Origin of the sequence: Polynucleobacter sp. AP-Kaivos-20-H2 (genome assembly GCF_018882215.1) — a bacterium.
Taxonomy (GTDB): Bacteria; Pseudomonadota; Gammaproteobacteria; order Burkholderiales; family Burkholderiaceae; genus Polynucleobacter.
On the sequence record NZ_JACVOX010000002.1, the window covers coordinates 241908 to 257316 of the forward strand.

The 15409-nt window shown below is 45.7% G+C and carries 13 protein-coding genes; 4 read left to right on the forward strand and 9 right to left on the reverse strand.

Annotated features, from left to right (window positions below; all coding sequences use genetic code 11):
• Positions 1-60: 60 nt before the first annotated feature.
• Entirely contained in the window at positions 61-1323 is a 1263-nt protein-coding gene (locus ICE89_RS05605; RefSeq protein ID WP_216265171.1) for an MFS transporter, read from the reverse strand.
• Positions 1324-1429: 106 nt separating this feature from the next.
• Between ICE89_RS05605 and ICE89_RS05610 the strand changes: the two genes are divergently transcribed.
• Together ICE89_RS05610 and ICE89_RS05615 are read left to right on the forward strand one after the other, a co-directional pair.
• Positions 1430-3172, forward strand: a complete 1743-nt coding sequence (locus tag ICE89_RS05610) for an urea amidolyase family protein (RefSeq protein WP_216265172.1) — start codon at positions 1430-1432, stop codon at positions 3170-3172.
• A complete protein-coding gene (locus ICE89_RS05615; protein WP_216265173.1) occupies positions 3172-3891 on the forward strand; it encodes a 5-oxoprolinase subunit PxpA in 720 nt (239 codons plus the stop codon). The genes ICE89_RS05610 and ICE89_RS05615 overlap by 1 nt, the downstream gene beginning before the upstream one ends.
• Here the strand turns inward: ICE89_RS05615 and ICE89_RS05620 are convergent.
• Together ICE89_RS05620 and clpB are read right to left on the reverse strand one after the other, a co-directional pair.
• Entirely contained in the window at positions 3888-5108 is a 1221-nt protein-coding gene (locus ICE89_RS05620) for an MFS transporter (protein WP_216265174.1), read from the reverse strand. The two genes, ICE89_RS05615 and ICE89_RS05620, sit on opposite strands and share 4 nt — an antisense overlap.
• 52 nt (positions 5109-5160) lie before the next feature.
• A complete protein-coding gene (gene clpB / locus ICE89_RS05625; protein ID WP_216265175.1) occupies positions 5161-7764 on the reverse strand; it encodes an ATP-dependent chaperone ClpB in 2604 nt (867 codons plus the stop codon).
• Positions 7765-7855: 91 nt separating this feature from the next.
• Between clpB and ICE89_RS05630 the strand changes: the two genes are divergently transcribed.
• Both ICE89_RS05630 and ggt read left to right on the forward strand, forming a co-directional pair.
• Positions 7856-8125, forward strand: a complete 270-nt coding sequence (locus ICE89_RS05630; RefSeq protein WP_216265176.1) for a GIY-YIG nuclease family protein — start codon at positions 7856-7858, stop codon at positions 8123-8125.
• 70 nt (positions 8126-8195) lie between these two features.
• Entirely contained in the window at positions 8196-9794 is a 1599-nt protein-coding gene (gene ggt, locus ICE89_RS05635) for a gamma-glutamyltransferase (protein ID WP_216263487.1), read from the forward strand.
• Positions 9795-9894: 100 nt separating this feature from the next.
• Here ggt and oxlT read toward each other — a convergent pair whose 3' ends face one another.
• The 6 genes from oxlT to thrC form a co-directional block, all read right to left on the reverse strand.
• Positions 9895-11163, reverse strand: coding sequence for an oxalate/formate MFS antiporter (oxlT, locus tag ICE89_RS05640; RefSeq protein WP_216265177.1), 1269 nt, complete (start codon positions 11161-11163; stop codon positions 9895-9897).
• A 214-nt stretch (positions 11164-11377) separates the two neighbouring features.
• On the reverse strand, positions 11378-11959 hold the full coding sequence (locus ICE89_RS05645) for a hypothetical protein (RefSeq protein ID WP_216264003.1): 582 nt from the start codon (positions 11957-11959) through the stop codon (positions 11378-11380).
• A complete protein-coding gene (gene moaE / locus ICE89_RS05650) occupies positions 11959-12411 on the reverse strand; it encodes a molybdopterin synthase catalytic subunit MoaE (RefSeq protein WP_216265178.1) in 453 nt (150 codons plus the stop codon). Before moaE ends, ICE89_RS05645 begins: the two co-directional genes overlap by 1 nt.
• A gap of 1 nt (position 12412) precedes the next feature.
• On the reverse strand, positions 12413-12670 hold the full coding sequence (gene moaD / locus ICE89_RS05655; protein ID WP_216265179.1) for a molybdopterin converting factor subunit 1: 258 nt from the start codon (positions 12668-12670) through the stop codon (positions 12413-12415).
• 18 nt (positions 12671-12688) lie between these two features.
• Positions 12689-13912 carry a gephyrin-like molybdotransferase Glp gene (gene glp, locus ICE89_RS05660; RefSeq protein ID WP_216265544.1) on the reverse strand — a complete coding sequence of 408 codons (1224 nt, stop codon included), beginning with the start codon at positions 13910-13912 and terminating at the stop codon, positions 12689-12691.
• 54 nt (positions 13913-13966) lie between these two features.
• Positions 13967-15409 carry a threonine synthase gene (thrC, locus tag ICE89_RS05665; RefSeq protein WP_216265180.1) on the reverse strand — a complete coding sequence of 481 codons (1443 nt, stop codon included), beginning with the start codon at positions 15407-15409 and terminating at the stop codon, positions 13967-13969.

The window sequence follows — 15409 nt, forward strand, 5'->3', positions numbered from 1 at the left end:
CCCTGATGATCGGGCGGTCCTGGGCAAAACGGAATTTCCTTTGGTGACACAGAGAAGCTGTTAATTAGCCTGCAATTCGCGTCCTTTGGTTTCGGGAAGAATCACAGCAGCTATAAAGAAAACACCATAAGCAATCACAGCAAAGATTGCAATCGCCATGGCTAATCCATACTGAGCCGAGAAATAACCAACCAAAGCGGGGAATAAAGCACCAATACCGCGGCCAAAGTTATAGCAAAAGCCCTGACCAGATCCACGCAAACGAGTTGGAAAGAGTTCAGTCAAGAATGCGCCCATGCCTGAGAAATAACCACTGGCAAAAAAACCAAGGGGGAAGCCAAGCCACATCATCATCTCGTTCGTAATTTCTAACTGGGTGTATGCCAAGACTAAAACAATTGCACCTAGCGAGAAAGTCATAAAGAGTTTTCGACGGCCAAAGCGGTCAGCCATCCAAGCGCCAACTAGATAACCAACAAAACTTCCAACAATCAGGAATGCTAAGTAACCGGTAGAGCCAACCACTGTTAATTTACGCTCAGCCTTTAGGAAGGTTGGTACCCAAGTAGTAATTGCGTAATACCCACCTTGCGCACCCATGGTCAACAGGGATGCCAAGATAGTGGTTTTCAAGATACCCGGTTTGAAAATTTCAAAGATTGATGGTGAGTCACCAGCTGCTACAACTTTTTCACGAGCAATCTTCGCAATCTCAGGCTCCTCTACATTACGACGGATATAGAGCAAGAGTAGTGCGGGGAAGAAGCCCACAATAAACATTGCACGCCATGCCATATCAGCAGGAAGTAAGCTAAACATAATAGCCTGCAGGAGTACAGCAGCACCCCAACCTACCGCCCACGCGGATTGCACACTTCCTACAGCGCGACCACGATATTCAGCGCGAATCGTCTCGCCCATCAATACCGCACCTGCTGCCCACTCACCACCGAAACCAAAACCCAAGAGTGCGCGAGCAATCATGAGCTGATTAAAGTCTTGTGTGAACGCACAAATTAAACTGAAGCTAGAGAACCAAAGAATCGTGAACTGAAGAGTGCGTACGCGACCGATTCGATCGGCTAAATAACCCGCAAACCATCCACCAAATGCAGAAGCCAATAAAGTACCTGTTACTGCAAGACCAGCCATACCCCGATCGACCTGCCATACTGCAATAATGGTTCCAATCACCAAGGGGTAAATCATGAAGTCCATGCCGTCTAATGCCCAGCCTAAGAAACAACCCCAAAAAGTTTTCTTTTCTTTGGGGTTCATGACCTTATAAAAACCAGTCAGACTGGTATCTGGTTGTTGACTCATTTTGTCTCCTTTATTTTTAGGCTTTAAATTAATGAATGAGTACTATCTTTATAACCCAATTATTCCTGCTTAAGCACATACTAGAGAAAACCCCTAACACTCCATCATGATGCATTGCACACTAATTGGCGACCACAGCATATTGATTGATTTCTCCAAATCATCAGATGCCTTAAAAGATATTCATGAGCTAAGCAAGCTACTGTTGGCTAACAAACCCTTATGGGCCGCTGAAATCGTTCCTGGCCTAGATTCGCTGGTCATCCAATTGCAATATACGCATGAAGGACCAAATCTAACGCGTCAACAAGCATTTGCAGAACTAGAGAAAATTCAGCATCAGCTGGCAAAACAAAAGAAGCGCTCAACTTATCCGGCTAAGATTCACCGGATTCAAGTTTGTTATCACCCTGATGTTGCGTTAGATCTACACGCCATTGCTAAGGCCTGCCAACTGTCTATTGAAGAGACAATTCATCTTCATAAGAAAAATCTTTATACGGCAGATATTCTGGGCTTTATGCCTGGGTTTGCATACTTTAGTGGCCTTGACCCTAAGTTACACCTACCTCGCCTACCCTCTCCTCGATCAGCAGTCCCTAAAGGTAGCGTTGCGATTGCAGAATTACAAACTGCAATTTACCCTCGAACCACGCCAGGCGGATGGAATCTAATTGGTCGCTCACCCAATCAAATGTTTGACATCCAAAATCAACCGCCAGGATTATTTATGGCTGGAGATCAAATGCAGATTGAAGAAATTACATTGGATGAGTTTTACAAACAAGATCAAAAGAACGCTCACCAAGAAATTATTCACGCATTAGATAAGGTTAATAACAAAGCATCGATTGAAGTATTACAGTCTGGAACCTTTAGCACTATTCAGGATGAGCCAAGATCTGGCCTTTCTCATTGGGCGGTTGGTTCTGGTGGAGCCTGCGACTTATCATCTCTTCATCTAGCAAATGCTTTAGTAGGCAACTCAGTAGACATGGCCGCCATAGAGATGAACTCGAGCGGTCCAAGCCTTCTCTTTCATCAAGCAACTTGTGTAGCATGGGTTGGCGCACACTGTGACGGCATTGTTGATGATCAACGCATCCCAGGCAATCGACCCGTATGGCTGGCAAAAGGCAGCGTGCTCAAATTTTCGCCACTTAATCCCGGGTTTCGAGCACTATTAGCCATTGGTGGCGGGCTGCAATTACCTAAAATTTTAGGCCGCTCAGGTTCACATATCAGCGCTGATATTGGACCAAAACGTCTTGAAAAGGGGCAGCTCTTATCGCTCATCAACCCCCAATCGCCTTTGCAATCACCTTTCTTAAAGTCACTCCTTAAAGGAGATGCTCTGCCATCTTTCGCAAAATGGCATATCAAGTCACCTTTCACGCCTTTAGCAACAATCACTCCAATCTATTGCTTGGCAGGGCCTCACCTATCCTTTCTATCCATTAAAGAGCGAGAGCTATTTTGGTCAACTATTTGGACTGTAAGCAACCAAAGCAATCGGATGGGTCTACGTCTACAAGGCGAGTTCAAGGTCAAAAAGGATTTGCCTAATATTCCATCACAAGCGATTACATTTGGAACTGTGCAATTTCCACCCTCACATGAACCTATTGTGATGCTTGCAGAGCACCAAACCACTGGCGGATACCCACGCTTAGCCGAGGTAATTCATTCCAACCTCATTAAATTGGCACAAGTTAAGCCCGGCTCAAAAATACGATTTATTCCAATAGATATTGAAGAGGCAGACCGTTTAAATGCAGAAGCATTAAAGTTAGAAGAATCAACAATTAACTCAATTCAAACAATTATTCAAACCAGTGGAAATTCGTAATGGATATTAATAGCGATATGGGCGAAGGCTTTGGCGCCTGGGATATGGGCAATGACGCGTTATTGCTTGACTACATTACATCGACCAATATTGCCTGCGGTTGGCACGCTGGCGATCCAGCGCGTATGAAAAAGTTAGTTGAAATGGCAAGTAAAAAAAGGGTTCATATTGGCGCACATCCAGGTCTTCCAGATCTAGAGGGCTTTGGGCGACGTGAGATGGCCATATCAGAACAAGATGCCTACAATTATGTTCTTTACCAAGCTGGTGCATTAAAAGCTTTTGTGGATGCAATTGGAAATAAGCTTCATCATGTCAAACCGCATGGAGCTCTATATAACCAGGCAGCTAAAGACATCAAACTCGCACGAGGTATTGCACAGGCTGTAAAAGATTTAGGGTCCGAAGTTATTTTGTACGGCCTTGCAGGAAGTTGCTTGATCGATGCCGCCAAAGAGCTAAATGTTCCGGTCTGGCAAGAGGTATTCGCGGATCGCAGATACACCAAAGAAGGCTTTCTGGTCCCACGTACTCAAGCGGGTGCAGTAATTGAAGATGAGGCAGATGCACTTAATCAAGTGATTAGTATGTCAAAGTATGGCAAGGTCATCGGGATTGATGGCAGTGAAATCAAAATCCAGGCCGACACCTTATGTATTCATGGCGATAATCCGCATGCGGTTGAATTTGCAAAAAGGATTGAGGCAGCTTTAGCTTAAGCTGCTTGCCGACTCTTTGAGGTTACTTTAAAGACGGTTGGAATAATCATGATCTGGAATGCGACGATCCCAAGAAATAGAGCCTTCGGCAATCCAGCATCCATGAAAAAACCGAAAATGAATGGCCCAACTGCGGCGCCCAAATCAATTCCCGAATATACGATTCCATAAACACGTCCAGCCACACCTTGTGGGGTTGCCTTTTTGACCAATAAATCTCGCGAAGGCGCAACTACCCCATAACCAAAACCTAATGCAAAGAAAATAATAGGTATTAAGTCAATTGATATGATTCCGGTAGCCAGTAGTAAGCACATCACTACCGTAATAGACAAACAGGTAGAGACTATTCTTTCTGGTGCTCGTAACTTAGCAGCTAAATAGCCGCCAAATAAAACCCCTCCAGCGCTACCAAGCGCCAAAAGGGTAATGTAATAACTGCCGACATTTAATGGAATCTCATAAATACCAAAGAGTGCACTTGGTGCAAAGGATTGCAAGCTAGAAGTAGATGCCATGCTAAAGAAAAAGAATACCCAACATAACCATACTGCCGGTAACCTTAAGAATGCAAAAGGACTCTCATTAGCACCCCCGGAGTTTGCGGCCTGAGCACTCGCATGCCTCTCCTTGACGTTATCAATCAGTTGATTTTTATTAAGCCAGAGTACCAATAGAATCAATGCCTCAAGGACTCCTGCCAACATAAACGCAACACGCCAATCTGCAAGTTGCGCAACACCCACCATAAAGGCAGGCGCGGCAGCCCATCCCAGATATCCAGTCACGCCATGCATAGAGTAGGCATAAGGTAGATTTGGCGGAGATACTTTGTGATTGATCAATGTGTAATCAACTGGATGAAAAATGCCGTTACCACATCCAGCAACAACCGCCCCCAATAAGAGCATGGCATATCCATTGCTTTGGGAGTCAATCAATGCCGCAAGGACTAATAATCCAACACCACCAAATAAAACCGGCCTCGCCCCAATGCGATCAACCAAAAATCCTGAGCCGGCTTGCGCTACACACGAAACCACAAAAAAGACTGACATGAGTAAACCAAGTTCAGCATAGCTCAATGCAAAAGCATCCCTCAACCATGGGAACATGGGAGGAAGAATTAAATGAAAGAAATGAGAGCTGCCGTGAGCTAGGCTAATGAGACCAATAACCCGGACATCACTGGCACGCCTACTAAGCGCAACAGTCATGTACCGAGTGTACTGGCGCAGGAGCATTCCTGCTGAACTACGTATTTGCTACTTAATGGACCTGACGGCTAAAGCTAAACTCACCTGATTTATCTACATCGACAGGAACCACATCCATGGGTCCGAACTTACCTTCCAAAATCATCTTGGAGACTGGGTTCTCAATATGCTGCTGAATCGCCCGCTTCAGGGGTCTTGCTCCAAAGACTGGATCAAAGCCCACCTCAGCAATCTTATTCAAAGCGGCATCACTCACCTCAAGCTGCATATCCACTTTTGCCAAACGATCTGACAAGTTCTTCAGCACGATCTTCGCAATATTGGCGATATTGCCTTTATCTAGGCCATGGAATACAACGATTTCGTCAATACGGTTTAAGAACTCAGGGCGGAAATGATTCTTCAGCTCTTCAAATACCGCCTCTTTGATCTCTGCTTGCTTCTTATCAACCATTGACTGAATTAAATGAGATCCAATATTGCTGGTCATCACAATAACTGTGTTCTTAAAGTCTACGGTGCGACCTTGACCATCAGTGAGGCGTCCATCATCAAGCACTTGCAAGAGCACGTTGAAGACATCGGGGTGAGCTTTCTCGATTTCATCAAACAAGATTACGCTATATGGATGACGCCGAACTTGCTCGGTTAAATAGCCACCCTCTTCATAGCCTACATAGCCAGGAGGTGCGCCGATTAAACGCGCAACGCTATGCTTCTCCATAAACTCACTCATATCAATACGAATGAGGTGATCTTCGCTATCAAACAAGAAGCCAGCCAGCGCTTTACAGAGCTCGGTTTTACCAACCCCAGTAGGTCCAAGGAACAAGAATGATCCATAAGGACGATTCTCTTCAGCCAAACCAGCGCGGGAACGGCGAATAGCATCCGATACTGCGCGAATAGCCTCCTCTTGACCAACCACGCGCTTATGCAACAACTCTTCCATCTTGAGCAATTTATCGCGCTCACCTTGCATCATCTTCGATACAGGTATACCTGTCGCACGTGAAACTACTTCCGCAATTTCTTCAGCGCCTACTTGAGTACGAAGTAGCTTGTTCTTCAATACACCATCTTTATCGCCCTTTGCTTCGGCAGCTGCGGCAGACTTCAGTTTTGCTTCGAGTTCGGGGAGCTTGCCATATTGCAACTCAGCAACCTTTTCTAACTTGCCATCGCGTTGTAACTTTGCAATATCTACCCTTACTTTTTCAATTTCCTCTTTCAGCTGAGCTGCGCCTAATACAGCGCCCTTCTCTGCCTTCCAAACCTCCTCTAAATCAGCATACTCAGCACCCAGACGTTTAATTTCATCCTCAATGAGACCTAGGCGTTTTTGCGAAGCATCGTCCTTCTCCTTCTTAACCGCTTCGCGCTCAATCTTTAATTGAATCAGACGACGCTCCAGCCTATCCATCACTTCAGGCTTAGAATCAATCTCCATCCGAATACGCGAACCCGCTTCGTCAATTAGGTCGATCGCCTTATCTGGCAAGAAACGATCCGTAATGTAGCGATGCGATAACTCAGCAGCCGCAACAATCGCTGGATCAGTAATTTCGATGCCATGATGTAGTTCATAGCGCTCTTTAAGGCCTCGCAAGATGGCAATAGTTGCCTCGACGGTAGGCTCTTCCACCATCACTTTTTGGAAACGACGTTCCAACGCTGGATCTTTTTCGATGTACTTACGATATTCGTCTAAGGTAGTTGCGCCAATGCAATGTAATTCACCACGCGCTAATGCGGGTTTGAGCATATTGCCGGCATCCATTGCGCCATCACCCTTACCAGCGCCTACCATCGTATGAATTTCATCAATAAAGATAATCGTTTGACCTTCATCTTTAGCAACATCGCTCAGAACTGCCTTCAGGCGCTCTTCAAACTCGCCACGGTACTTGGCGCCGGCCAATAACAAGGCCATATCCAAGACCAAGACGCGCTTATTTTTCAAAGTCTCAGGCACTTCACCGTTAACGATGCGCTGCGCTAAACCTTCAACAATAGCGGTCTTACCAACACCTGGCTCACCAATGAGTACGGGGTTGTTCTTGCCGCGACGTTGCAAAATTTGAATGGTGCGACGAATCTCATCATCACGCCCAATGACTGGATCGAGCTTGCCCATGCGCGCGCGCTCAGTTAAATCCACTGTGTATTTCTTTAAGGCTTCACGTTGGCCTTCAGCATCCGCACTATTCACTGACTCTCCTCCGCGCACTAAATCAATAGCCGCTTCTAATGATTTACGATTTAATCCATTCTCACGAGCCACTTTACCTAGCTCGCCCTTGTCATCAGCCACTACCAGCAAGAACAATTCGCCTGCAATAAATTGATCATTGCGTTTATTGGCTTCTTTTTCACATAGGTTGAGCCAATTACTTAAATCACGACCGACTTGCACTTCGCCGCTGGTACCTTGTACCTCAGGGAGATTGCCAATGATTTTCTCCAGGCCTTTTTCAAGGCCGGGGACATTGACCCCTGCTCGAGTCAATAAACTCTTTGCTCCACCATCGGAATCACGCAACATGGCCAGCAACAAGTGGGCAGGCTCAATATATTGGTTATCTTTAGCTAAAGCGATACTTTGGGCCTCACTTAAGGCCTCTTGAAATTTGGTTGTTAATTTATCTATTCTCATTTTTGTGCTCCGTATATCTATCTATAGAATATAAGGGCAATATTAATAATTTCAAGCATCTACCCCACTTTTAACCCTAATTTTCCCTATTTTGACCTGGCTTGTTTACCTCCTTGAATGCTCAGATGGCACCTACTATGCTGGCATTACTAACCGCTTAGAGCATCGCTTAGAGGCGCATAACTCAGGGCAAGGCGCGCGCTATACAAAATCGCGTGGACCAGTTGTCCTCTTGGCAACACAAAAGCACCCAGACCGCTCTGAAGCCTCTAAAGCAGAGCTCCGCCTAAAGCGTTTACCGAGGTCTGAAAAGCTAGCCTTTTTTGAGACTGAGATCACCACCAAAACTGGGCACAGTTAGTCAGAGCAATCTATGAGCCAGCAATACAATATAGCCATAACAAAACCAATTACTTAACCGGACAACAATCATGCAACCAAAATGGGGAACTAGAGGAATGGCGGTAGCGCCACATTCTCTAGCATCAGAATCTGCTTTAGCTGTTTTACGAGAAGGTGGCAATGCCTTAGAAGCAATGGTTGCCGCGGCTGCAACTATTGCAGTGGTCTACCCTCATATGAACTCCATAGGCGGCGACTCTTTCTGGGTGGTTCATTCTCCCGGAAAGGCCATGGGTGGCATTGATGCTTGTGGAGCGGCTGCTGGTTTGGCGACAAAGCAATGGTATGCAGAACGTGGCATCACTAAGGCCATTCCATTTCGTGGTGCAGTAGCAGCGAATACCGTTGCTGGAACTATCTCTGGCTGGGGCGCAGCGCACCAACTCTCCAAACAAGGGTTAGGCGGCAAATTACCACTTTCACGCCTGTTGGCTGATGCGATTCACTATGCAGAAGCTGGCACACCAGTTACTTTCAGCCAATCAAGCCTCACAGAAAAGAAGCGTCAAGAATTGAGTCCAATACCAGGCTTTGCAGAGACTTTTTTAGTAAATGGCAAAGCGCCCGCTGTTGGCAGCATCTTTAAACAAGAACGTCTTGCTAAAACCTTACGTCAGATTGCCAAAAAAGGTACAGATGATTATTACCGCGGCGAACTAGCTCAATCACTAGCAAAAGAACTCGCTGAGTTAGGAAGTCCGCTGCGATTAGACGATCTACACCGTCATAAGGCAAAACTCATAGACCCTCTTGAGCTTAAACATAGCATGGGTAATGTTTACAATATGACTCCACCTACACAAGGTGTAGTCTCATTGATGATTATTGGCATCTTGGACCAATTGAACTTAAAACGCTTTAAGGTTGATAGCGCTGAGTATGTTCATCATTGTGTTGAGGCTACCAAACAAGCATTTAAAGTACGCGATCAATTTGTAACCGATCCTGCATATATGACAAAGAATGCACAATCTTTCTTATCACCCGCATTCCTGAAAAAGTTAGCCAAGAATATTGATCCAGAAAAAGCGCTCCCTTGGGGTCAGGGTAAAGGTCCTGCAGATACTATTTGGATGGGCGTGATTGATGGCGACGGCAATTGCGTTTCTTTCATTCAAAGCATCTATCATGAGTTTGGCGCAGGCATTGTGCTTCCCACCTCAGGAGTCAACTGGCAAAACCGCGGTTGCAGTTTTTCTCTTGATCCAAATACACTCAATCACCTTGAGCCGTATCGCAAGCCTTTTCATACTCTTAACCCAGCGATGGCTTTATTTAAAGATGGTCGCTCAATGGTCTATGGAACGATGGGTGGAGATGGCCAACCCCAAACCCAGTGCGCAGTATTTACTCGAACAGCAACTTATGGCCTTGATCCACAGGATGCTATCAGTCGTCCACGATGGTTACTTGGTCGAACCTGGGGGCAAACCAGTGACAGTCTTAAATTAGAGTCACGCTTTAGTCCATGGGTAGCTAAAGAGCTTCACGCTTTAGGCCATGAAATTGAAATGCTCGATGCATTTGACGAAACCGTTGGTCATGCGGGTTGCATCATTCGTGATCCATCAGGTACGCTACAAGGCGGATGGGATCCTAGAAGTGATGGGGCTGTGAGCGCTTTCTAATACGTCTCAATGCAGTACAAATTAGACAGCATTAAAAAAGGCTACCAAGTTGGTAGCCTTTTTTCTAACTTCGAATTTCAAATTACCACTGAGTTAGCACTTATGCAGCACGGGTCTTCAAATACTTAGCACGCATTGGGCGTAGTACGAAGAACGCTAGGATAGCTGCAGTCGCATCTAATACGATCATGATACCAAACACTGGTAGCCAGCTTTCTGTAACACCATGAATGTAGGCTGCAACTGGTGCGCCAACAATAGAGCCAACGCCTTGAGCCATGTACAGGAAACCGTAGTTTGTTGTGGCATGCTTTTGACCAAAAGTATCTGTCAAAGTAGATGGGAATAAAGAGAAAATCTCACCCCAACCAAAGAACACAATACCTGAGAGCAATACGAACATGACAGGATCTGAACGTGTCATTACCCAAGCAAACATAGCGACCGCTTCTAAACCAAAAGCAATCGTCATAGTGTATTCACGCCCGATACGATCAGATACCCAACCAAATATTGGTCGAGTTAAACCGTTGGTAACGCGGTCAATTGTTAAGGCCAAAGGTAAGGCCGCCATACCAAAAACCATAGCCGATGTAATACCAAAGTCTTTTGCAAATGCGCCCATTTGGGAGATCACCATCAATCCCGATGTAGACATCATGGACATCATCAAAAACATGAGCCAAAAAACTGGTGTCTTCAACATTACCTTTGGTGCAACACCCGATGCAGCAGCTTCGATTTGATCAGCAGTTTGTGCACGATCAGCGTGAGGAACGCGAATGCCTTGAGCAGCCAATAGTCCAACGGCACCAATGATGTAGCCAAAGAACGTCAACGTGCCCTGAATTCCTGTCTCAGTCAAGCTAGTGGAGATTGGGAAGGTTGTCAGCAATGCGCCGATACCATAACCAGCAGCAACCATACCTACTGCAAATCCACGATTATTTGGGAACCAGCGAACCATCAAGCCAACAACGCCGATGTAAACAATACCGGTACCCAAGCCACCTAACACACCATAGGTGAGGTAGAGATGAGATACGGTAGTCAGGTTAGCTGAAAGAACCCAGCTTGCACCCGTCAGAATAGTACCGATGGATAACAAAAGGCGAGGGCCAAATTTATCAACCAAGTAACCCTGAAACGGTGAGAAGAAAGTCTGCAACACAATCAAGATCGAAAATGTAATTTGCAACTCAGTCAAAGTAACACCGAGCTGACCCATGATTGGCTTAGTAAATAAAGCCCAAACATATTGAGGGCTGGATATGGACATCATACAAATGACGCCTAAAGCCAATTGCACCCATTTCGACTTTAGGGGGTTGCTACTAGTACTTTCCGTACTCAATGCTGCTGTTGTCATGTAAATCTCCTGAGCTTTGTTTAATCAAAATTTCTAAAATGCTTTTGTTAATGCATTTTGATCTAAATTTGCGGGTAATTACTAAGGAATTCCCTGAGATGGTGCAGAAACACTTATTTTGATGCCACTTGGTGCACCAATAAAAACAAAAAACCACCCCTGAGGGTGGCTCATCTTTTAAAACAGGAAGCTGCTTATATAAAACGAATTTGATCTAGCATCCTGAAGCAGTTGCTGTTGGCACGCTCACACTATTAGTGCCAGGCAAACTAGACCAGGCAGAATTAGATGAAGTGATGGGCAACATATATGCCCAATGAGTCAGGCCTCCCAAACCATTACCTGTAGACATCTGCATCAAAAACGCCGGTTGACCGCTAGAGGTAGTTAATTGACCCGAACCAACCGTCAACATTGATCCATAAAAACCTAAAGAAACAGAATTATTAGCTGTAACCGAACCAATAATTGTGGCGGTAGACCAGCTTGCACCATTGTTCGTGCTTGCAAAAGAACATCCTAAAAGATAACCACCATTTGTAGATGTAAAGTGCCAAATAGTTTGATCATTGACGGCGCTAGCCTTAGGACTTCCAGAGGGGCTATATGAATATGCTAGCAAGTAATCTGTTGGTACATACCAATACGTATCCACAAAAGCAGAAAGATCTTTTGTTGCCAAAGTAGATGGAGTTGATTGCGCCTGTACGCTATCACCCGCACCGCAACCAGATAGACCTACTACAGAAAATATCGACATACAAAATAAGAGTTTACTGACTGCGGTATGTTTCATTATTTCTTCCATTTAGATAGAGCTACTTCATCGGTAATACGGGCATCAACCCAGCGAGCCCCTTCAGGCGTATCTTCTTTTTTCCAGAAGGGGGCTGCAGTTTTAAGGTAGTCCATGATGAACTCACAGGCAGCAAATGCTTCACCTCTGTGTGCGCTGGTGACTGCCACTAATACGATTTGATCTTCGGGCAGCATAGGCCCGACACGATGAATCACCAGTGTTTGGAAAATATCCCAGCGCACTTTGGCTTGATCCAGAATTTCTTGGAGTGCTTTTTCAGTCATGCCGGGGTAATGCTCAAGCGTCATGCCCTTTACTTGGCTACCGTCATTCATATCTCGCACAGTGCCCAAGAAAGAAACTACCGCACCTACTCGTGGATCACCTTTACGTAATGCCGATATTTCTGCACTAACATCAAAATCGCTTTCTTGAATTTTGATTGGCATATCAGCCCCCAGTCACCGGAGGAAAGAAAGCTACTTCAGCACCATCTTGTAACGCCGTATTTGCATCAACCATGTGCTGGTTCAAGGCACAACGAAGGACTTTTCCATCTGCTAAAACTTCAGACCATGGATTACCACGCTCAATGAGGTGTGCTCTGAGATCGGCAATGGTTTTTACTGTCGCCGGGATGGCAATACTCTCTTGCGAGATGCCAAGCGCTTCACGTAGTGAGGCAAAGAATCGTAATTCGAGTTTCATGAGCTAATCGTAAACCGATTATTTGAGCAGCGCATCAAATGGGATGTACTTCACCAAATCGCCAGCTTTGATTGGCTGGTTTGGCGGGCAATCAACCAGACCATCACCCCAAGAGGCGCTAGTAAGCACACCAGAGCTTTGGTTAGGAAATAAATCAAGCCCCCCATTGCTATTCAATTTGACGCGCAAGAACTCATTGCGTCGATCAGCTTTCAACCAATCAAAATCTGCTCGAATGAAGTAGAACTGTGGAAGCTTGGCTTCGCGTCCCTGCAATTTGAGAATAAAAGGGCGTACAAATAACAAGAAGGTAACAAAGCTAGATACAGGATTACCTGGTAAGCCAATAAACCAGGCCTCACCATCTTTAGGATCATCTGATTTACGTACCGCACCAAAGGCGAGCGGCTTACCGGGCTTGATAGCGATCTGCCATAGATCCAATCTTCCTTCAGCAGTAACTGCTGGCTTGATGTGATCTTCTTCGCCAACCGATACTCCACCAGAAGTGATGATTAAATCGTGATCTTTGCTAGCTTTACGCAATGCATCACGTGTTGCATCCAGACGATCCGGGACGATACCTAAATCAGTCGCATCGCATCCCAAGGATTTTAGGCAAGCCAACAAGGTATCTCGATTCGAGTTGTAAATGCCACCCGGCTTTAGAGACTCACCCGGAAGAGCTAACTCGTCACCCGTGAAAAAGGCGGCCACCTTAACGCGACGTTTAACGCTTAAGTGAGTCAAACCCGCTGAAGCGGCTACGCCCAACTCTTGTGGGCGCAAGAAAGTACCTGCAGTAAGAGCAGTTTTACCAGCAGTGAGATCTTCGCCTCTGCGACGAATCCACTGACCTGCTATTGGAGCGGTATTGATAGTCACTTGACCGCTTTCACTCTCTAGCGTGCAATCCTCTTGCATCACGACTGCATCTGCACCAGGAGGCACAGGGGCTCCTGTGAAAATTCTAGCGGCAGTGCCGGACTCCAAAGGGGTTCCCATCGATCCAGCCGGAATGCGCTGAGCAATCTTGAGTGATTTTCCTGGAGTAGCAATATCAGCAGAGCGAACCGCATATCCATCCATCGCAGTATTATCGAGTGGAGGTACATCAACAAGGCTGTTGACGTTTTCAGCAAGCACACGGCCTAATGCAGCCTGCATGGCAACCTTCTCAATCTCACCAACAGCTTGAGCATGAGAAAGTAAATGGTCTAAAGCCTGCTGCGCAGTCAACATCGGTGGCTTTGTCATAGAGTGATTATTTATTGCTTAAATTTTCTAAGTTGAGAATTAACTTAGATGTGTAGTAATAAACGATTTAACTTGATTCACGTCAGCATCAATATTTTCTACGCGCTGTGGCTTAGATTTAATGTCTTTAAATGCTGGCGGACATTCTGCTGGACGACCTAGAGCAATTTCAATCGTTTCTTCAAACTTAATGGGGAGAGCTGTCTCGAGCACGATCATCGGGATTCCTGCTTGCAAATGCTCACGAGCCACTTTCACGCCATCAGCGGTATGGGTATCAATCATGACGCCATAGCGTTGATCAACATCACGAATTGTTTCTAAGCGATTCTCATGCGTGCTACGACCAGATTGGAAGCCGTATTTACCCAACTCTTTAAAGACCGTCTCTTTTGAGATGTCGAAACCACCCGCTTCATCAACCTGCTTAAACATAGCTGCGGTAGCCTTACCATCTTGACCCATAAAGTCAAAGACAAAGCGCTCAAAGTTGCTGGCTTTGGAGATATCCATGGATGGACTGGAAGTATGTAATGTCTCAGCGGACTTGCGTGCACGATAGACGCCAGTAGAGAAGAATTCATCCAATACATTGTTTTCGTTGGTAGCAACGATGAGATGCTCGATAGGCAAACCCATCATGCGGGCGATATGGCCAGCGCAGACATTACCGAAGTTACCGGATGGTACGGTGAATGAGACTTTTTCGGAGCTGGACGTAGTGGCCAATAGATAGCCCTGAAAGTAGTACACCACCTGAGCCACTACACGACCCCAATTAATGGAGTTCACGGTACCAATTTGGTTCTTCGCTTTAAAAGCATGGTCATTGCTAACTGCCTTAACAATATCCTGGCAGTCATCAAAGACACCAGCTACTGCTAAGTTAAAAATATTGGGGTCCTGCAAGGAATACATTTGTGCAGACTGAAACGCACTCATCTTGCCGCGGGGAGAAAGCATAAATACCTTCACGCCCTCTTTACCGCGCATCGCATATTCAGCTGCACTACCCGTATCACCAGATGTAGCGCCCAAAATATTGAGCTGCTGACCTTTTTTCTTGAGAGCGTACTCAAAAAGATTGCCAAGCAATTGCATGGCCATATCTTTGAAAGCCAAGGTTGGGCCATTTGAAAGACTCAATAGGCCAATGCGTGTTCCCTGCTCTTCGCCCAACCAATGCAAAGGCGTAATGTCTTTGGCGTTGTCTTGTGCACGGCCATTGCAATACACCTGCTCTGTATACGTCTTACGCAAGATTGCACGCAAATCCACCTCAGGAATATCGTCGCAATACAGACTCAACACTTCATAAGCGAGATCTGCGTATGACAAGCCACGCCAAGAATCTAATTGCGCTGCAGTGACTTGTGGGTACTTAGTAGGCAAATACAAGCCGCCATCAGGCGCCAATCCACCCAACAAAATTTCTAAGAAGGATTGTTGTGGACTATTGCCACGAGTAGATTGGTAACGCAT

Coding starts and splice junctions, on each gene's coding strand:
- ICE89_RS05605 (WP_216265171.1), bottom strand. CDS start 1,323: ATGAGTCAACAACCAGATACCAGTCTGACTGGTTTTTATAAGGTCATG.
- ICE89_RS05610 (WP_216265172.1), top strand. CDS start 1,430: ATGATGCATTGCACACTAATTGGCGACCACAGCATATTGATTGATTTC.
- ICE89_RS05615 (WP_216265173.1), top strand. CDS start 3,172: ATGGATATTAATAGCGATATGGGCGAAGGCTTTGGCGCCTGGGATATG.
- ICE89_RS05620 (WP_216265174.1), bottom strand. CDS start 5,108: ATGACTGTTGCGCTTAGTAGGCGTGCCAGTGATGTCCGGGTTATTGGT.
- clpB (WP_216265175.1), bottom strand. CDS start 7,764: ATGAGAATAGATAAATTAACAACCAAATTTCAAGAGGCCTTAAGTGAG.
- ggt (WP_216263487.1), top strand. CDS start 8,196: ATGCAACCAAAATGGGGAACTAGAGGAATGGCGGTAGCGCCACATTCT.
- oxlT (WP_216265177.1), bottom strand. CDS start 11,163: ATGACAACAGCAGCATTGAGTACGGAAAGTACTAGTAGCAACCCCCTA.
- ICE89_RS05645 (WP_216264003.1), bottom strand. CDS start 11,959: ATGAAACATACCGCAGTCAGTAAACTCTTATTTTGTATGTCGATATTT.
- moaE (WP_216265178.1), bottom strand. CDS start 12,411: ATGCCAATCAAAATTCAAGAAAGCGATTTTGATGTTAGTGCAGAAATA.
- moaD (WP_216265179.1), bottom strand. CDS start 12,670: ATGAAACTCGAATTACGATTCTTTGCCTCACTACGTGAAGCGCTTGGC.
- glp (WP_216265544.1), bottom strand. CDS start 13,912: ATGTTGACTGCGCAGCAGGCTTTAGACCATTTACTTTCTCATGCTCAA.
- thrC (WP_216265180.1), bottom strand. CDS start 15,409: ATGCGTTACCAATCTACTCGTGGCAATAGTCCACAACAATCCTTCTTA.